An 18,660-nucleotide genomic window follows, 5' to 3' on the forward strand; every position below is an offset into this window, starting at 1 on the left:
GCGCCTCCATAATATTCTCCTCTCTTGGGATTATCAATCATTATTATTAATGAAAATTTTGGATTACTAGCCGGAGCTATTCCTGCTGTATAGGCAATATATTTATTAATATAAGATCCATGAATACCAACTTTTTTTACAGTTCCTGTTTTAATAGCAACACGATATCCTTGAATAGCTGCTTTGGTTCCTCCACCTCCTTTTTTAGCAACGCTTTCCATCATTTTAATTACATTTTGTACATATTTTTTAGGGAAAACTCTTGTTCCTTTTACTGGTGTATTAATTTTTATAATTGAAAGTGGACGATAAATTCCATAACTTCCAATGGTTGCATATAATCGTGCCAGTTGAAGAGGGGTTACCATAAAACCATATCCAAATGAAAATGTAGCTTTTTCTAAGTCAGACCAATTGGTTTTTTTTGGAAAAAAACCTTTTTTTTCTCCGATTAGTCCTAATTGAGTTGGTTGACCCAATCCAAATTTTAAATAACTTTCAATTAATTTTGTCGTTGGTATAGATAATGCAACTTTTGATATTCCAACATTGCTTGATTTTTGTAATATTCCTGTTATAGAAAGTTTTTCATGATACGATACATCTTTGATTTTGTGTTTTTTTATTAAGTATGGTTTGGTATTTATAATTGAGTTTTCTTTGATTACTCCTAGTTTTAAACCCTCCATTATTACTATTGGTTTTATTGTAGATCCAGGTTCAAACATATCTGTAATAGCTTTATTACGAATATTTTTTTTAATAGCATTTGTTATATTGTTTGGATTGTATGCAGGGCTATTAGCCATAGCTAAAATTTCACCAGTTTTAATATCAATTAAAACAGCAGTTCCTGAATCGGCATCGTTTTTCTTTACCGCTTCATATAATTTGTAATATACTATTGTTTGAAGTTTTTGATCTATACTTAAAGTTAAATTATTAGAGGCAAATTTATCTATTAAAGGGATTTTTTCAATAACTTGTCCTTTTTTATCTTTTCTTATTTTGATTTTTCCTGGTTTTCCCATTAATAACTTATTAAAGCTTTTTTCTATTCCTTCGATTCCTTGTCCATCTATATTAGTTATTCCTATTAGTTGAGCAGCAATTTTTCCAGAAGTATAGTATCTTTTTGATTCTTTTAGCAAAAATATTCCAGATAATTTTAGTTTTTTAATATATTCCCCTATTTCAGGAGTAATTTGTCGAGCTAAATAAATAAATTTTGATTTTTTATGCTTGTTAATATCAAAAATTATTTTTTTTAGTGGAATAGAAATAGCTTCTGATAAAGCTTTCCATTTTAAATCATGACTGATATTTTTTTGATTAATTACCACTGTAGGATCTGCACATACAGCGTTCATTAATACAGTGACTGCTAACGGATATCCTAATCGATCATTAATAATTCCTCTTGTGCTAAGTAGTGATTGTATTCTTAGAGTTCTTCTATCTCCTTCATTAATCAGCTCATTTGTATTAATAATTTGCAAGAAAAAAACACGAAATATTAAAATAACTAGAGATAAAAAAATAAAACTATATAATGTAAAAAAACGATAATTCATATGAAATTTTTTTTTTAACTTTTTTGTTCTTGAAATATTATTTTTTTTTTTATACATAATTTTTTTTGTACATTTATTAGGTAATATCTATATATTTATATTGTTAACTAAGTTTTTTTCAAGGTATCAAATTTAATTGATGGAAATTATTTTTTTGAAGTGTAATTTGGGATAGATAAAGCATTTTTTTCAATTATTAAATTTCTCCATTCATTTTTTTTTTGTTTTTTTTTAAAATAAGATTTTCTTCTTTTGTAATTAATAGACGAGTTTTATAAACCGTAATTACAACAAAACTTGCTGATATTATAATTGCTATAAATAAAATTAAATGTATTTTCCAATTTAAAATAAAATCACTTTTAATAATTTCAAATAAATCATAACGTTTAGTATTCATTTTTATTTTTTTCTGCAGTACGTAGTATTGAGCTTCTTGATCTAGGATTATTTTTTACTTCATATTTTGTTGGAAAAATGCGATTAATAATCTTTAATTGAGGTTTTTTTAATTTATTTAATTGTTCTTCTGTTATTGGAACACCATGTGGAACAATTGCTTTTTTACTATGTTTTACCATAAATTGTTTTACTATTCTGTCTTCTAAAGAGTGAAAACTAATAATTGATATACGTCCTCCTGATTTTAATATTTTTAATGTGCTGTCCAAAGATTGTTTAAGCTCTTCTAATTCTTTATTGATATGAATTCTAATTGCTTGAAAACTTCTTTTTGCCGGATGTTTAAATCTGTTTTTCATGGGTATTGATTTTTTAATAATCTCAGATAATTCTCTAGTACTAGTTATTTTTTTTATTTTATTTCGATAATTAATAGAGCGAGCTATTTTTTGTGAAAAAATTTCTTCTCCAAAATTTTTTAAAACTCGAGCTATTGTTTTAACATCACTTTTAAATAACCAATCTGATGCAGAAATTCCATAATTAGGATTCATTCGCATATCCAAAGGACCGTCATTTTTAAATGAAAAACCTCTTTTATTATCGTCAATTTGTAATGAAGAAACCCCTAAGTCAAATATAATTCCATTGACTTTTCCTATTATTTTTTTACATTTTGCATAATGTAATAAATTTGAAAAGGTTTCATGAATTATACAAAAACGTGCATCTTTAATTTTTTTTCCTATGGAAACAGAGTTAGGATCTTTATCAAGTGCATATAATTTTCCATTTTTTCCTAAATTTTTTAGAATTTCGTTTGAATGTCCTCCCATACCAAATGTACTATCAATATAAATACCATTTTTATTTATTTGTAAAGATTGAATTGATTCTTCCATCATTACTGGAATGTGTTTGATTTTATTATTCATTTTTGGTGCTTATGAATATTTATTTTTGATAAAACACGGTCATATTAATAATACGACCATGTTTTAAAAAAATTTGTAGTATGTTTAAGATAAAAATAACAATTTTTAATAAAAATAAATATTTTTTAGTATTTATAAGTAAGTAATTAATTTTATTTATGAATCAAAAAAATAGTTATTTTTTATTAAATATAATAAATTATCCACGTGAAATACCAATAATACCAGAACGAGTTACTTCAATAATTTCTGATATATTTCGTATAATTTTCAAAAAAGAATCTAATTTTTTTGTGGTACCTGACAATTGAAGTATATATGTTGTAGATGTGATATCTACAATTTGTCCTCTGAATACTTCAGTGGTATGTTTGATATCATCTTTTTTAGAATTATTTGTTCGTACTTTTAACAACATAATTTCACGTTCTATATGAGAGGATTGTCCAATTTGTATTACTCTTAATACGTCTATTAATTTATGAAGTTGTTTTTCAATTTGCTCTATATTTTTTTCATCTCCAATTGTTTGTATAGTCATTTGTGATAAAGAAGGATCTGGAGTTGGTGCTACCGTTATAGTTTCTATATTATATCCTCTTTGCGAAAATAGTCCAATAACTCGTGATAGTGCACCTGATTCATTTTCTATTAAAATAGATAAAATTCTTCGCATATTTTTTTATTTATCCTCTTTTTTCCTTAGCCACATTTCATTCATGCCACCACCTTGAATTTGCATAGGATAAACATGCTCAGAAGTATCTACTTGGATATCGACAAAAACTAAATTTCCATGAGATAATTCATCTAATGCTAGTATTAATTTGTTTTCAAGTTCTCTAAATTGAGTAATTTGAATACCAACATGTCCGTAAGATTCTGCTAGTTTTACGAAATCTGGAAGTGAATCCATATAAGAATGGGAATGTCGTCCAGAATAAATCATATCTTGCCATTGTTTAACCATACCTAGAGAAGAATTATTAAGATTTAATATTAATATAGCTAAATTATATTGTCTTGCAGTAGATAGTTCTTGAATATTCATTTGTATACTACCATCTCCAGTTATACAAATGACAGTTTCTTTGGGTAGTGCTAATTTTACACCTAAAGCTGCTGGAAATCCAAATCCCATTGTACCTAATCCACCTGAATTGATCCAACGTCTTGGTTTGTCAAAATGATAATATAATGCAGTAAACATTTGATGTTGTCCAACATCTGAAGTTATGTAAGCATTTCCTTTTGTTAACTTAAAAATAGTTTGAATGACTGTTTGAGGTTTAATCTTATTATTGTTTTGATAATATTTTAAACTATTGACTTTTTTCCATTTTTTAATAACATCCCACCAATCTTTTAAATCTAGAAGATTTTTTTCTTCTTTGAGTAATTGAAGCATTTTTTGTAAAACATATTTTGCATCTCCTACAATAGGTATATTGGCTGAAACAGTTTTAGAAATAGAGGTAGGATCAATATCAACATGTAGAATAATAGCATTTGGACAATATTTATTTAGATTATTTGTTGTTCTATCATCAAATCGAACACCGATCGCAAAAATTACATCTGCATGATGCATACTCATATTTGCTTCATAAGTACCATGCATTCCTAACATAGAAATACTTTGAGGATGATTGCCTGGAAAAGCACCTAATCCCATTAAAGAAGTTGTAACAGGACAATTTATTTTTGTTGCAAATAAAAATAACTCTTTATTACTTTGAGAGCTAATTACTCCACCACCAGCATAAATTACAGGCTTTTTAGCTTTTAATAGTGTATGAAGAGCTTTTTTAATTTGTCTTTTATGTCCCTTTGTTATTGGGTTGTATGAACGTATAGAAACATTTTCTGGCCATTTATATTTATTTTCTTTCTTTAATATATCTTTTGGCACATCGATTACCACAGGTCCTGGACGTCCACTTCCTGCTAGCCAAAAAGCTTTTTTAAAAACTATTGGTATATCTTCTGTTTTTTTTACTAGAAAACTATGTTTAACTATTGGACGGGAAATACCAATCATGTCACATTCTTGAAAAGCATCGTAACCAATTAATGAAGAAGGAACTTGACCCGATATTACAACCATAGGAATGGAATCCATGTATGCAGTAGCGATTCCAGTAATAGCATTAGTTGCGCCTGGTCCAGAAGTAACTAATACTACACCGGTTTTACCAGTAGAACGAGCATATCCATCGGCCATATGAGTTGCTGCTTGCTCGTGTCTTACCAAAATATGTTCAATTCCACCACCAATAGTTTTTAGAGCATCATAAATATCTAGTACGGCGCCACCAGGATAACCAAAGATATGTTGTACTCCTTGATTAATTAATGATCTAACGACCATTTCGGCTCCTGATAATATTTCCATTGTCTCCTCCAGGATACTAATTTAGTATTAGGTTTAGTTTCCTATTTCGCTATCTATCAGTTTATCCTGTAGTTTATCTAGATAAAATTAGCGCTATTTAATGTAGAGATTTTAAAAATAATTTTAATATCTTTAAAAATATTAGTTTTATTTGAATTAATATTATTTGTTTTTTAAGTAAATAATAAACAGTATTTATTATTACAAATATATCGGATATTATCAATTAGTAGATTCTATTAAATTTATATTCATTGAATTTTCATTTGTTTAAAAATTGTTTTCTTTAATTAGAAATTTTTTAAATTTAGGAGACATCCATGTTAAAAAAATATTTTTTTTCTTCGTTATAAGACAAACAGACAGTTTTTCTTTTAATATTAATTTTTTAGCTTTTTTAAAGCCCATTATAAGTAATCCTGTATCCCAACTATCCGCTTCTAAAGCAGTATGAGCAATAACACTGACTGATACCAAGTTATGTGTTATAGGTTTTCCAGTATCAGGATCAATTAAATGTGAAATACGTTTTCCTTGAAGATAATAATAGTTGCGATAGCTTCCTGCTGTACTGATTGAGTTATTTTTGAGATAAATTAGTAAATGTGCCGATTGGTATTGATCAATGGGTTTTTGAATTGCGATTATTTTAGGTTTTTCTTTATTGTTTTTTGTTTTAACTAATACTGTTCCTCCGACGGAAATAGTATAATTTTTTATTTTTTGTTTATTTAGAACGTATGATAAATGATCTACAGCAAAACCTTCTCCTAAAGTAGAAAGATTAATTTTTATACTATCGATGTCTTTTTTTAAGTAGATAAAAAACTTTTTTTTTATAATTTTTAAGTGTTGAATTCCTGAAATAGCAATATTTTTTTTTATTTTAATAGCAGAAGGATATCTATTAGGTTTTGATGTGTTTCCAAATCCCCATATATTAATTAATGAACCAATTGTAATATCTAATTTTCCATTAGTTTTTTTATTTATTTCTATTGCTTTTGAAATGATATGATAAAAATTTTTGTTAATAATTTGCAGTTCATTTTTTTTTCGTTTATTAAATTGAGATACTATCGATTTTTTCTTCCAAGAAGAAAGCATTGTTTCATCTTTATTTAAACATGTTTGAATTAAATGTTTAATATATATTTTTTTTTTTAAATTAGGAATTTTAACTTGCCAATATGTTCCCATAGTTTTTCCTTGTAATACTGTAATATTTTTTTTTTCTTTAGTTTTTATTAAAGATTTATTATAAAAAATAATTAAGAAAATAATAGAACACAAAAAAATATTAAAAATGATTTTAAAAGACATAAATAGTTCTAATCCTTGTTTTATAAAACGTTTTCTTAGTAAAAAAATAAAATTATTTGTTTTTTAAAGTATAATAATTATTATTTTTTTGATTTTTAAAAATAATTTTTTATAGTCAATTTTTTAAAAATATATATTAATACTAATATGTATAATTAGATATAACGATTCATGGAGTTAAAGAGTGATGAAGTGTATAATAAAAAATGTTTTGTTTTTATAATAATTATCATAAAAAATAAATTTTATTTATAGATTAGATTGTAATAACGAGAAAGAAACAATGAAAAAAGTAAAGATGATAATATTAAACAAAGTAATATTACTTTTAACACTATCGCTAAGCTTTGGAATGTCTTCAGGAAATTTTAGTAAAAATACTAATTTTTCTCAGCAAATAGCTCCTAGTTTAGCACCAATGCTAGAAAAAGTCATGCCTTCAGTAATTAGTATTAACATAGAAGGAAGTACTGTTGTACGTACTTCTCGTTTACCTCATCAATTTCAACCATTTTTTGGAGATAATTCTCCTTTTTGTCAAGGTAATTCACCATTTCGACATTCCCCTTTTTGTGGTGTTAGCCCAAATTCTGAAAATAATACAAATGAAAAGTTTCATGCGTTAGGTTCTGGAGTTATTATTGATGCAAACAAAGGATATGCAGTAACTAATAATCATGTTGTAGAACATGCAAATAAAATTCAAGTACAGTTAAGTGATGGACGTCGGTATGAGGCTCAAATAATCGGAAAAGATGCTCGTTCTGATATTGCTTTAATACAATTAAAAGATGCAAGTAATCTTAGTGCAATAAAAATTGCTGATTCTGATACTTTACGAGTTGGAGATTATACTGTTGCTATTGGTAATCCTTATGGTCTTGGTGAAACTGTCACTTCAGGTATTATTTCTGCTTTGGGTCGTAGTGGATTAAATATTGAGCATTATGAAAATTTTATTCAAACTGATGCTGCAATTAATAGAGGAAATTCTGGTGGAGCATTAGTCAATTTAAATGGTGAGTTAATAGGAATTAATACTGCTATTTTAGCGCCAGATGGTGGAAATATCGGAATAGGTTTTGCTATCCCTGGAAACATGGTAAAAAACTTAACTTCGCAAATGGTTCAATTTGGACAGGTAAGACGAGGAGAATTAGGAATAATAGGTATGGAGTTAAATTCAGATTTAGCAAAAGTTATGAAGATAAATGCACAAAAAGGTGCTTTTGTAAGTCAAGTTTTACCTAATTCTTCTGCGTTTGAATCAGGTATTAAAGCTGGTGATATTATTATTTCTTTAAATAAAAAACCAATTTCTAGTTTTTCTGCATTACGTGCTGAGGTTAGTTCTTTACCAGTTACTACAAAAATGGAATTAGGAATATTTAGAGAAGGAAAAATTAAAAATATTATTGTAGAATTAAAGCATTCTTTAAAAAATAATATTAATTTAAATAACAATTATATAGGTATTGAAGGAGCAAATTTAAGTAATTATGTATTAAATGGAGAAAAGGGTGTAAAAGTAGAAAATGTAAAATTAAATACTGAAGCATCAAAAATTGGTTTTAAAAAAGATGATATTATCATTGCAGTAAATCAAAAATCCATAACAAATTTAGAAGAATTAAGAATAATTTTGAACACGAAACCAAAAATATTAGTGTTTAGTGTAAAAAGAGGAATCCATAATATATACTTAGTAAGCGAATAATTTAGTAAGTGAATAATTACTAATCATTCCGCCCGAGTTAAATTGGGCGGATTGTATTAAAATTTATTTTATATTTCTTAATAATTGATTGATTTCTGTTTTACTTAATGTTTTTGAATCAACTTTTTTTACAATAACAGCAGCGTAAAGATTATAATTTTTATCTTTTGATGGTAAACTTCCAGAAACTACCACAGAATTATCAGGTATTTTCCCATAAAAAATATTACCAGTTTCTCTATCATATATTTTAGTGCTTTTTCCAATAAAAACACCCATAGAAATTACTGATCCTTTTCCTACAATCACTCCTTCTACAATTTCAGAACGTGCTCCGATAAAGCAATTATCTTCAATGATTGTAGGATTATTTTGTAATGGTTCCAATACGCCTCCTATTCCAACACCACCAGATAAATGTACATTTTTACCAATTTGAGCACAAGAACCTACCGTAGCCCAAGTATCAATCATAGTTCCTTCATCAATATACGCACCAATATTTACATAAGAAGGCATAATCACTGTATTATGATTAATAAATGAACCATATCTAACTGTTGCTGGTGGTACAATTCTAACTTTTTCTTTTTGAAATCTTTTTGCATCGTATTTTTCATATTTTAATGGAATTTTATCGTAATAATTTGTATGATTACCTGATATAAGATTATTTCGTTTTATATACATATACAACAAAACTGCTTTTTTTAACCATGTATGCGTGATCCATATATTATCTTTTTTTTCTGCAACTCTTACAGTTCCACTGTTTAATAATTGTATGACATAATCAATTTTGTTTAAAATATCATTATTTATATTATGTTTTTTTTTATATGCTTCTTCAATAATTTTTTTTAATGAGTACATTTTGTTATTTGACCTAATGTATTATTAATCAAGTAAAAGTATTTTCAAATTTCATTTTTATTAAATAATTTTTGAGAAATTTTTTCGTCTTTACGCCATGTTAAAATATCGCATCCATGTTCTGTAACTAATATAGTATGCTCATATTGTGCTGATAAAGAACGATCTTTAGTTTTTACTGTCCATCCATCTTTCATACATCGAACTTGAGGATTTCCAGCATTAATCATAGGTTCAATAGTAAAAATCATTCCTTTTTTTAAAATCATATTATTTTCTTTGTTTTTATAATGCAAAATATGTGGTTCTTCGTGAAACCGACGACCAATACCATGACCACAATATTCTCTTACAACAGAAAAATTATTTTTTTCAACGTGTTTTTGAATAGTTTCACCAATTTTATACAAGTTCATTCCAGGTTTCACTAATTTTAAAGAAAGGTAAAGGCTTTCTTGAGCTATCTTACATAGACGTTTAGATAAAATACTTGTTTTTCCTATTAAGAACATTTTTGAAGTATCGCCATAATAACAATCTTTAATAATTGTAATATCAATATTAATTATGTCACCTTCTTTTAATATTTTTTTTTTACTTGGAATTCCGTGACATACGACATCGTTAACAGAAGTGCAAATAGATTTTGGAAACCCATGATATCCTAAACATGCTGAAGTAGCTTTTTTTTGATGAACAATGTAATCATGGCAAATTTGGTTTATATCTTCTGTACTTATGTTGGGTTTAAGATGCTGTTCTATCATTTCAAGAACCTCAGCTGCTAATTTCCCAGATATTCGCATTTTTTTTATTTCTGATTTTGTTTTAATTATATAGCTCATAATATTTAGCCATTTTTTATATCAATTTGTAAAATTTAGGATATATTAAAATTATATTTTTTTAAATTTGTTAACTTGTGTTTTAATTGATGTTAAATTTTATATATTATCAATATATTGATATTTTTATTATAAAAATATGATATATATTATACATATGAAAATACAGAATTAACATTCTAATTATTAGAATATTTATTTAGAATATTTATTCTAACTTTTTTTATTACAGAGGTAGTTATGAAAATAGTGTCAATGCAAGATATGTTAAAAGCAGGAGTTCATTTTGGTCATCAAACACGATATTGGAATCCAAAAATGAAACCTTTTATTTTTGGTATTCGTAATAAAGTACATATTATTAATTTAGAAAAAACTTTACCAATGTTTAACTTTGCTCTTAACGAATTAAAAAAAATCGCTTCTAAAAAAGGTAGAATACTTTTTGTTGGAACTAAAAGAGCTGCAAGAAATGGAGTAAAAGAAGTTGCTACTAATTGTGATCAATTCTATGTAAATCATCGTTGGTTAGGGGGTATGTTAACTAATTGGAAAACAGTTCGACAATCTATAAAACGTTTGAAAGATTTAGAAATAGAATCTAAAGATGGTACTTTTGCTCAATTAACTAAGAAAGAAGCATTAATAAGATCTCGAGAATTATCTAAATTAGAAAATAGTTTAGGTGGTATTAAAAATATGGGAGGTTTACCTGATTGTTTATTTGTGATTGATGCTCTTCATGAGCAGATTGCAATAAAAGAAGCGAATAATTTAGGTATTCCTGTTTTTTCTATCGTTGATACTAATTCCAATCCTGATGGTGTAGATTATGTGATACCGGGAAATGATGATGCTATTAGATCAGTAACTTTGTATTTAAAATCTGTATCACTTAGTATTGCAAAAGTTAATCATCAAAATTTACTAGATCAATCATTAGTAAAGTATCAAAAAGATATAGATCTTCAATAAAAAAAATATATTGATTTGCAAATTAAAAAAATGAATTAGGAAATAAAATATGAAAAGTAATATTAGCATTAGTCTAATAAAAACACTTCGATCTCGTACTGGAGCTGGTTTTTTACAATGTAAAAATGCACTAGTTCAAGCAAATGGAGATATAGAATTATCAATTGATAATCTTCGAAAATCAGGGCAAATGATCGCTGAAAAAAAGATTAATAACATTACAAATCAAGGCGCAATATTCTCAAAAGTTAAAAATAACATTGGTGTTATGATTGAGTTAAATTGCGAAACTGATTTTGTTTCTAAAGATAATTTATTTACTTTTTTTGGAAACGAAATTATATTAACTGCATTAAATGAAAAAATAGATAATATTGAAGATTTAAAAAATATTTTTGAAGAAAAAAGAACAAATTTAATTTTAAAAGTAGGCGAAAATATTAATATACGTCGTTTTTGTTTTATAAAAGGGCAAAATATTTTTTCTTACATTCACGGTATTAGAATTGGTGTGTTGGTTAATGCCAATCAATTAAATAGCAATATACTTAAAAATATTGCTATGCATATAGCTGCAAGCAAACCGTTATATTTAAATCCAGAAGATGTTTCTGATACAGTTTTTCAACGGGAATACCAAATTCAATTAGAATTAGCCAAAAAATTAAAAAAACCTGATAATATTCGAGATAAAATTATAAAAGGAAGAATGAATAAATTTATTAATAATATTTCTTTAACAAGTCAAAGTTTTGTTATGGATACTAATAAAACAGTACAAGATATATTAAATGAGTATAATGGACATATTCAATCTTTTTTTAGATTTGAATTAGGTGAAATAATTTTTTAAAATATAGGATATACAAATTATACAAAATACACTTAGGTTTAAAAATATGTCTGCAAATAAAAAACTGATATATCGACGTATTTTATTAAAAATAAGCGGAGAAGTATTACAAGGAATTAGTGGATTTGGTATCGATATAGTTTCTCTACAAAAAATTGCTAAAGAAATTGAATCTATAGTTAAAATTGGTGTTCAAGTAGGTTTAGTAATTGGAAGTGGAAATTTATTTCGTGGAGCTACTTTGTCTAAATTAGGTTTAAATAGAGTGGTATCAGATCATATAGGTATGTTATCTACAGTTATTAATAGTTTAGCTATGAAAGATGCAATAAATTCCATTTCCTGTATTAATGCTTATTTAATGTCTGCAATACCATTAAATGGTATTTGTGAAACATATAGTCATGTAAAAGCCATGCATCTATTATCTAATAATTGTGTTGTTATTTTTTCTGCGGGAACTGGAAATCCTTTTTTTACAACTGATTCAGCTGCATGTTTACGAGGTATTGAGACAGAATCTGATATTTTTTTAAAAGGTACAAAAGTGGATGGGGTATATTCAAGAGATCCAAAAAAAGATTCTAATGCCATCTTATATGAACAATTAACATATAAAGATGTTCTTCAACAGGAATTGCAAGTTATGGATTTATCTGCGTTTATACTTGCTCGAGATTATCATTTGCCTATTCGAGTTTTTAATATAAATAAACCTGGATCTTTATATCGTATTATTCTTGGTAGTAATGAAGGTACGCTTATCAATTAAAACAATTTAATTTACAAACTACATAGTTTTTAAAATTAGTAGTTTTAAGTTAATATAAAAACACAATTAAAGCTAATATAAAAACATAATTTATAGGTAAAAATGTGATTAATCAAATCCATTCAAATAGCGATGAACGAATGAAGACGTGCATACAAACGTTTCAAAATAATTTAAACAATATTCGAGTAGGTCGAGCATCTCCTTTATTGCTACACAATATTTCTATTGAATATTTCGGTTCTAAAACTAATTTGCGTCAAGTTTCTAATATAATCGTCGAGGATTCTCATACTCTTAGAATTAATGTTTTTGATCAATCTGTGACACCTTTGATTACTAAAGCTATTTTAAATGCTAAACTTGATTTAAACCCAATTGTAAATGGTAAAGATATAATTATAAAAATACCAGTATTGACAGAAGAAAGAAGAAAAAATTTAATTAAAGTTATTCGCCATGATGCTGAAAATAGTCGTATTTGTATTCGTAATATTCGTAGGGATTCAAATGATAAAGTTAAGAGACTAATTAAAGACAAGATTATCAGTAAAGATGAAGAGCATAGTGCACAAATAAAAATACAAAAAATCACTAATGAATATATTAAAGAAATAGAATCTATTTTACTAAAAAAAGAAAGAGAACTAATGAAGATTTAGTTATTTTTTATTTTAAAACAATAAGTTCTTTGATTTATTTAAAATAAAAATATTTTATAATATATTTATGATGAAAATTTATTTATAAAGCAAAATATTCATGAAAAAAATAACTATTTTAGGTTCTACCGGTTCTATTGGTACTAATACTTTATCTATCGTAAAACACCACCCTAATTTATTTAAAGTAATTGCTTTAGTTGCAAATAAAAATGTTACTAAAATGTTACAACAATGTGAACTATTTCTTCCTGATTGGGTAGCAATGAGCCATGAAAAATCTGCTAATTTATTAAGACAAAAATTAAAAGATAGAAAAATAAAAACTCGTGTTTTTTTTGGAGAAAAAGCAATTTGTGAACTTGCTTCTTTATCAGAAGTAGATCAAGTAGTTGCTGCTATTTCTGGAATAGCAGGTTTATTGCCAATATTATCTGCAATACGTGCTGGGAAGACGATATTATTAGCTAATAAAGAAGCTTTGATTACATGTGGTAGATTATTTATGAAAGCATTATCTTCTAGTAAAGCTAAAATTTTACCTATTGATAGTGAACACAATGCTATTTTTCAATTATTACCTATAGAAATGCAAAAAAATTTAGGTGATTCTAATCTAAAAAAATATGGTATAAAGAATATCATTTTAACTGGTTCTGGTGGTCCTTTTTATGATCTTTCTTTATCTGATTTATCAGCTGTTACTCCGATAGAAGCGTGTTCTCATCCTAATTGGTCAATGGGGAAAAAAATATCGGTAGATTCTGCTACTATGATGAATAAAGGTTTTGAATATGCGGAAGCAAGATGGTTATTTAATGCACTAGATTCAGAGATTAAAATTGTAATTCATCCTCAATCGATAATTCATTCTATGGTTGAATATCATGATGGTTCTGTATTAGCACAATTATCCATTCCTGATATAAAAATTGCTATTTCCTATGCAATGAATTGGCCCAATCGTATTTATTCAAAAATTGATTTTTTGACTCTTTTGAAAAAAAAGAACCTATCTTTTTTTGAACCTGATTTAGTAAAATTTCCATGTCTTAAATTAACTATTGATGCTTTTTCTGAAGGTCAAGCTGCCATGATTGTTTTAAATGCAGCAAATGAAATTGCAGTTTCAGCTTTTCTTGATTTTAAAATTTCTTTTAATAAAATTTTTGAAGTCAATATTGCAACATTAACGTCTTCTTCTTTTTCAGAACCTAATTCTATTGAAGATATCTTAGAAATTGATAAAGTTTCTAGAATATTAGCTATAAATCAAGTATTATCTTTGTCATTATAAATAAATATTTTCAGTTGATTTTTATTTGCGTAAATTTTTTAAGAGAAATCTATAAGTATCATGCTTTATAACTTTTCATTAAAATATAAAGAACAATTAAAAGAAAAAAATCCTCATCATGTAGCAATTATTATGGATGGCAATAGACGTTGGGCTAAAAAAAAAGGAAAAGTTTGTATTGCAGGTCATCAAGAAGGTTTCAAGGCATTAAAAAAAGCAGTAAAATTTGCTATAATAAATAATATGAAAATATTAACATTATATGCATTCAGTACCGAAAATCGTAATCGTTCGACTTTTGAAATTAATGCATTAATGGAATTATTTTTATTTGCATTGAACAATGAAGTTAAAAATTTAAAAAAGTATAATATTCAATTAAAAGTTATTGGTGATATAACATATTTTAATAATAATTTACAAAAAAGAATTAATCAGATAGAAAAAATGACTTTAAAAAATAGTGGTTTAATTTTAAATATAGCTGCAAATTATGGTGGAAGATGGGATATAATTCAAAGTGTTAAAAAAATTATTCAAAAAGTTCAAAAAGGGATATTAAATATAGAACAAATTCAAGAAAATACGCTTTCTAAATACTTGTCTACTAGTAATCTTTTACCAGTAGATCTAGTTATTAGAACAGGTGGAGAAAAAAGAATTAGTAATTTTTTATTATGGCAAATAGCCTATTCAGAATTGTATTTTACTGATGTATTATGGCCTGATTTTAATCAGTATGTTTTTCAAAATGCTATAGATTTTTTTATATCTCGAGAACGTCGTTTTGGGGGATGTAAGAAATAGTTTTTTATTAAATACATTTCAGATATTTTTTTTTATTGAATAAAATTTAAATGAATTATTAAAAATAATATTTTTTTAATACATTTTTTAGAGATTTTAGAGAAAATTTATATTTGAGTATTTAATAAAACTTATAAATAAAAAAGTATTTTTTAAATTTTATTTCTCTATAATAATTTTTTCTTTCTTTTTAAAAATTTTATTTTTATATAGAATGAAATGTTTTCTAGGAAAAATTTTGATAATAATGTTAATAAAGAAAATTTGTATATATTTTTTCATGTTTTTTAGTGTTTCTGTTTTTGCAGAAAACACAAGAATTGTAAAATATATAGAATTTGAAGGATTAGAAAATACTTCAAAACATGAGGCGCTTCAAAATATTACTTTTAAAGTTGGTAGTAAAATATCTCAAAATGATGTTAAAGATAGCATTAAATCTTTATTTAAAACTGGAAAATTTGAAGATATAAAAGTAGTTTTTTCAACACAAAAAATAATTTTTAACGTTTATGAAAGACCTATTATTTCTAGTGTTTTCATTTTTGGTAATAATATTATTAATAGTACTCTACTAGATAAGTACTTAACAGAATTAAATATGAAAAAAGGTGATATATTAAGCGCTTTTACAGAAAATATATTTATTAAAACAATAAAAGATTTTTATTATAATATAGGTAGATACAAATTTAATGTTAAAATTTTAAAAAAATTTGGTACTAACAATACAGTTGATTTACAAATAATTATCGATGAAGGTTTACCAATAAAAGTAAATAAAATTAAAATTTTTGGTGCGAAAAAGGTTTCTGAAAATAAGATTATTTCATTTTTTAAATTGAAAAGCAGATCTTCTTGGTGGAATTTTTTTCATAAAACTACTTATTCTCCTCAAGAATTAGAGAATGACTTAAATAGGTTAAATAAATTTTATTTAAATCAAGGTTATTTTTATTTTAATATAGATACTAAAAAAGTACACTATTTTAAAGATAAAAATTTTGTAGATATTGAAATTTATATTTCTGAAGGTGAGAAATATAAAATTTCTGATATTTTTATTAATGGTGAATTGCTAGAATATAGACCTTTAATTTCGAATATTATCAACATTAATCGTAATGAATTATACAACAAAGAAAAAATTAATAGTATCTTAAATAAGATTAAAAGATTTCTATCTGAACATGGTTATATTGATTCTGAAATTATTGTTATTCCAGAAATCAATCATGAAAAGAAAAAAATTATTTTAAACTTCAATATTAATATTAAAAAAAAATTTTTTGTAAAAAGAATTTTTTTTCAAGGAAATGAATTAACTAAAGATAAAGTTTTACGACGTTTAATAAAACAAATAGAAGGAAAATATTTCAATTTAAAACTTATAGAATCTGGTAAAGAATTATTAGAAAACACAAAATATTTTAATAATGTAGAAATTATACAAAAAAAAATTTCTCCTGATTCTAATAAAGTTAATATTACTTATAAAGTCAAAGAGCAACCTACTGGTTCTATAAATTTTGGCTTAGGATATGGTATAGATAGCGGTTTGAGTTTTAACACTGCTTTTTCTCAAGATAATATATTCGGTTCTGGTAATTCTTTAAATTTTAGTGTTGTTAAAAATAAAAATCAAAAATATACTGATATATCAATAAATTATCCTTACTTTTTTTTTGATAAAACAGATTTGAACACTAGATTTTTTTACAATGATTTTAAATATAATTTAAATACTATTTCTAATTTAACAAAAAATACTTATGGTTTTGAAAGTAACTTAGGATTTGCAATTGATGATGTTAATAAAGTAAATTTTGGTTTAGGATATAGCCATAATGGAGTTGTTCATACAGAAAAAAAAATTGAAGATTCTTTTTTAAATAAAAAATTATTACTTAATAAACATTTATTCAAAAATAGTTTAGTTAACGATTTTACTTTAAATTATTCCTGGATTTATAATACTTTCAAATATATTTATTTTCCTATATCTGGAAACCAAACCTATATAACTGGAAAAAACACAATTCCTGGTTCCGATAATAGCTTTTATAAAATAATATTAGATAGTGAGCAATATATTCCATTAGATAAAGAAAAAAATTTTATATTTTTAAGTCATGTTCATATGGGTATAGGAGATAGTCTTAATAAAGATAAATTACCTTTTTATGAAAATTTTTATGCCAATAGCGTGAACAATATTAGAGGTTTTCGTTCCAATACAATAGGACCTAAAACAATTTATGACAATACTGATTTAGAAAATTGTATTGGATATAAGAATAATAATATATGCGAATCAATTGATTCTATTGGTGGAAATGCTACTTTTTCTACTAATTTAGAACTTATCACACCAATTCCTTTTTTAGACGAAGTATATTCTAAATTTTTTCGATCTTCTATATTTTTTGATGTTGGTAATATTTGGGATACCAAGCTAAATAATATAAACAGAATGAATTTATCAAATTATTTAAAAAATAATATACTAGATGATCTTTATTCATCGTTTGGTCTCTCTCTACAATGGTTTTCTCCCATTGGTCCATTAGTTTTTTCTTATGCTATTCCTGTTCAAAAAAATAAACATCATCAGTTAGAAGCATTTCAATTTAATATTGGGAAAAATTGGTAATTGTAAAAAATTTAAAATATTTTTAAGATTATAACTTAACAACATTAAAAATGTTTTTATTAGTTTTTACTAGAAAATTTTTAAGATAGGAAAGTATTTTGGATATTATAAAACACACTTTAGACATCAAAAAGATTTTAAAAATTTTACCTCATCGTTATCCTTTATTACTTATTGATCGAGTTATAAAGTTGAAAGTATTCAAATATTTAACAGCAATAAAAAATTGCACGTATAATGAGTTTGGTTTTCAAGGACATTTTCTAAATAATCCGATTTTTCCTGGTGTATTAATCGTTGAATCTATGGCTCAAGCAGCAGGGATTTTAATATATGAAAGTACAGGAAAATTAAATATAAACGTTTTATACCATTTTGTAGGTATAGATCAGACTCGTTTTAAAAAAACTGTAACTCCTGGTGATCAAATTTTAATAGAAGTGTTTCTTATAAAATTAAATAAAAATATTTTACAATTCAAAACTACTGCTTTAGTTGATAATCATATTGTTTGTCGGTCAAGAATAATTTTTGCTAAAAAATTATTTTAGATTAAAATTTTTATATCCATTTTGGA

Annotated in this window: 17 protein-coding genes; 9 read left to right on the top strand and 8 right to left on the bottom strand. The window is 25.3% G+C overall.

Features of this window, described 5'->3' with window-relative positions; translation table 11 throughout:
• The 6 genes from ftsI to D9V70_RS01165 all read right to left on the bottom strand — a co-directional run.
• Positions 1 to 1,631 (bottom strand): peptidoglycan glycosyltransferase FtsI (ftsI, locus tag D9V70_RS01140; protein WP_158356281.1); only part of this gene is annotated, 1,631 nt, incomplete at its 3' end.
• Between the two features lie 139 nt (positions 1,632 to 1,770).
• On the bottom strand, positions 1,771 to 1,974 hold the full coding sequence (locus tag D9V70_RS01145) for a cell division protein FtsL (RefSeq protein ID WP_253254821.1): 204 nt from the start codon (positions 1,972 to 1,974) through the stop codon (positions 1,771 to 1,773).
• Positions 1,964 to 2,911, bottom strand: a complete 948-nt coding sequence (gene rsmH, locus D9V70_RS01150) for a 16S rRNA (cytosine(1402)-N(4))-methyltransferase RsmH (protein ID WP_158355936.1) — start codon at positions 2,909 to 2,911, stop codon at positions 1,964 to 1,966. Before rsmH ends, D9V70_RS01145 begins: the two co-directional genes overlap by 11 nt.
• A 199-nt stretch (positions 2,912 to 3,110) precedes the next feature.
• Positions 3,111 to 3,587: an acetolactate synthase small subunit gene (gene ilvN, locus D9V70_RS01155; protein ID WP_158355937.1), complete on the bottom strand. Its 477-nt coding sequence runs from the start codon at positions 3,585 to 3,587 to the stop codon at positions 3,111 to 3,113.
• A gap of 6 nt (positions 3,588 to 3,593) precedes the next feature.
• On the bottom strand, positions 3,594 to 5,306 hold the full coding sequence (locus tag D9V70_RS01160) for an acetolactate synthase 3 large subunit (RefSeq protein WP_158355938.1): 1,713 nt from the start codon (positions 5,304 to 5,306) through the stop codon (positions 3,594 to 3,596).
• 270 nt (positions 5,307 to 5,576) lie between these two features.
• Positions 5,577 to 6,629 carry an FAD:protein FMN transferase gene (locus tag D9V70_RS01165; protein WP_158355939.1) on the bottom strand — a complete coding sequence of 351 codons (1,053 nt, stop codon included), beginning with the start codon at positions 6,627 to 6,629 and terminating at the stop codon, positions 5,577 to 5,579.
• A gap of 283 nt (positions 6,630 to 6,912) precedes the next feature.
• Here D9V70_RS01165 and degP point away from each other — a divergent pair, with 283 nt between their 5' ends.
• Positions 6,913 to 8,346, top strand: a complete 1,434-nt coding sequence (gene degP / locus D9V70_RS01170) for a serine endoprotease DegP (protein WP_158355940.1) — start codon at positions 6,913 to 6,915, stop codon at positions 8,344 to 8,346.
• Between the two features lie 63 nt (positions 8,347 to 8,409).
• Here the strand turns inward: degP and dapD are convergent, their stop codons facing one another.
• Both dapD and map read right to left on the bottom strand, forming a co-directional pair.
• Positions 8,410 to 9,219 carry a 2,3,4,5-tetrahydropyridine-2,6-dicarboxylate N-succinyltransferase gene (gene dapD / locus D9V70_RS01175; protein WP_158355941.1) on the bottom strand — a complete coding sequence of 270 codons (810 nt, stop codon included), beginning with the start codon at positions 9,217 to 9,219 and terminating at the stop codon, positions 8,410 to 8,412.
• A 44-nt stretch (positions 9,220 to 9,263) separates the two neighbouring features.
• On the bottom strand, positions 9,264 to 10,064 hold the full coding sequence (gene map / locus D9V70_RS01180; RefSeq protein WP_158355942.1) for a type I methionyl aminopeptidase: 801 nt from the start codon (positions 10,062 to 10,064) through the stop codon (positions 9,264 to 9,266).
• 240 nt (positions 10,065 to 10,304) lie between these two features.
• Here map and rpsB point away from each other — a divergent pair, with 240 nt between their 5' ends.
• The 8 genes from rpsB (at position 10,305) to fabZ (ending at position 18,634) form a co-directional block, all read left to right on the top strand.
• Positions 10,305 to 11,039 carry a 30S ribosomal protein S2 gene (gene rpsB / locus D9V70_RS01185; protein WP_158355943.1) on the top strand — a complete coding sequence of 245 codons (735 nt, stop codon included), beginning with the start codon at positions 10,305 to 10,307 and terminating at the stop codon, positions 11,037 to 11,039.
• Between the two features lie 49 nt (positions 11,040 to 11,088).
• Entirely contained in the window at positions 11,089 to 11,892 is an 804-nt protein-coding gene (gene tsf, locus D9V70_RS01190; RefSeq protein WP_158355944.1) for a translation elongation factor Ts, read from the top strand.
• Between the two features lie 46 nt (positions 11,893 to 11,938).
• Positions 11,939 to 12,664, top strand: a complete 726-nt coding sequence (pyrH, locus tag D9V70_RS01195; protein ID WP_158355945.1) for a UMP kinase — start codon at positions 11,939 to 11,941, stop codon at positions 12,662 to 12,664.
• A 104-nt stretch (positions 12,665 to 12,768) separates the two neighbouring features.
• Positions 12,769 to 13,326, top strand: coding sequence for a ribosome recycling factor (gene frr / locus D9V70_RS01200; protein WP_158355946.1), 558 nt, complete (start codon positions 12,769 to 12,771; stop codon positions 13,324 to 13,326).
• Between the two features lie 100 nt (positions 13,327 to 13,426).
• Positions 13,427 to 14,623: a 1-deoxy-D-xylulose-5-phosphate reductoisomerase gene (gene ispC, locus D9V70_RS01205; RefSeq protein ID WP_158355947.1), complete on the top strand. Its 1,197-nt coding sequence runs from the start codon at positions 13,427 to 13,429 to the stop codon at positions 14,621 to 14,623.
• A gap of 60 nt (positions 14,624 to 14,683) precedes the next feature.
• A complete protein-coding gene (gene uppS, locus D9V70_RS01210) occupies positions 14,684 to 15,430 on the top strand; it encodes a polyprenyl diphosphate synthase (RefSeq protein ID WP_158355948.1) in 747 nt (248 codons plus the stop codon).
• A 280-nt stretch (positions 15,431 to 15,710) separates the two neighbouring features.
• Entirely contained in the window at positions 15,711 to 18,083 is a 2,373-nt protein-coding gene (bamA, locus tag D9V70_RS01215; protein ID WP_253254822.1) for an outer membrane protein assembly factor BamA, read from the top strand.
• Positions 18,084 to 18,181: 98 nt separating this feature from the next.
• Positions 18,182 to 18,634 carry a 3-hydroxyacyl-ACP dehydratase FabZ gene (gene fabZ, locus D9V70_RS01220; RefSeq protein ID WP_158355950.1) on the top strand — a complete coding sequence of 151 codons (453 nt, stop codon included), beginning with the start codon at positions 18,182 to 18,184 and terminating at the stop codon, positions 18,632 to 18,634.
• Positions 18,635 to 18,660: the final 26 nt, after the last annotated feature.

The organism is Buchnera aphidicola (Lipaphis pseudobrassicae) (genome assembly GCF_005081185.1).
GTDB lineage: Bacteria > Pseudomonadota > Gammaproteobacteria > Enterobacterales > Enterobacteriaceae > Buchnera > Buchnera aphidicola_AD.

Coding starts and splice junctions, on each gene's coding strand:
- ilvN (WP_158355937.1), bottom strand. CDS start 3,587: ATGCGAAGAATTTTATCTATTTTAATAGAAAATGAATCAGGTGCACTA.
- D9V70_RS01165 (WP_158355939.1), bottom strand. CDS start 6,629: ATGTCTTTTAAAATCATTTTTAATATTTTTTTGTGTTCTATTATTTTC.
- map (WP_158355942.1), bottom strand. CDS start 10,064: ATGAGCTATATAATTAAAACAAAATCAGAAATAAAAAAAATGCGAATA.
- bamA (WP_253254822.1), top strand. CDS start 15,711: ATGTTTTTTAGTGTTTCTGTTTTTGCAGAAAACACAAGAATTGTAAAA.
- D9V70_RS01145 (WP_253254821.1), bottom strand. CDS start 1,974: ATGAATACTAAACGTTATGATTTATTTGAAATTATTAAAAGTGATTTT.
- tsf (WP_158355944.1), top strand. CDS start 11,089: ATGAAAAGTAATATTAGCATTAGTCTAATAAAAACACTTCGATCTCGT.
- ispC (WP_158355947.1), top strand. CDS start 13,427: ATGAAAAAAATAACTATTTTAGGTTCTACCGGTTCTATTGGTACTAAT.
- rsmH (WP_158355936.1), bottom strand. CDS start 2,911: ATGAATAATAAAATCAAACACATTCCAGTAATGATGGAAGAATCAATT.
- uppS (WP_158355948.1), top strand. CDS start 14,684: ATGCTTTATAACTTTTCATTAAAATATAAAGAACAATTAAAAGAAAAA.
- pyrH (WP_158355945.1), top strand. CDS start 11,939: ATGTCTGCAAATAAAAAACTGATATATCGACGTATTTTATTAAAAATA.
- D9V70_RS01160 (WP_158355938.1), bottom strand. CDS start 5,306: ATGGAAATATTATCAGGAGCCGAAATGGTCGTTAGATCATTAATTAAT.
- dapD (WP_158355941.1), bottom strand. CDS start 9,219: ATGTACTCATTAAAAAAAATTATTGAAGAAGCATATAAAAAAAAACAT.
- degP (WP_158355940.1), top strand. CDS start 6,913: ATGAAAAAAGTAAAGATGATAATATTAAACAAAGTAATATTACTTTTA.
- rpsB (WP_158355943.1), top strand. CDS start 10,305: ATGAAAATAGTGTCAATGCAAGATATGTTAAAAGCAGGAGTTCATTTT.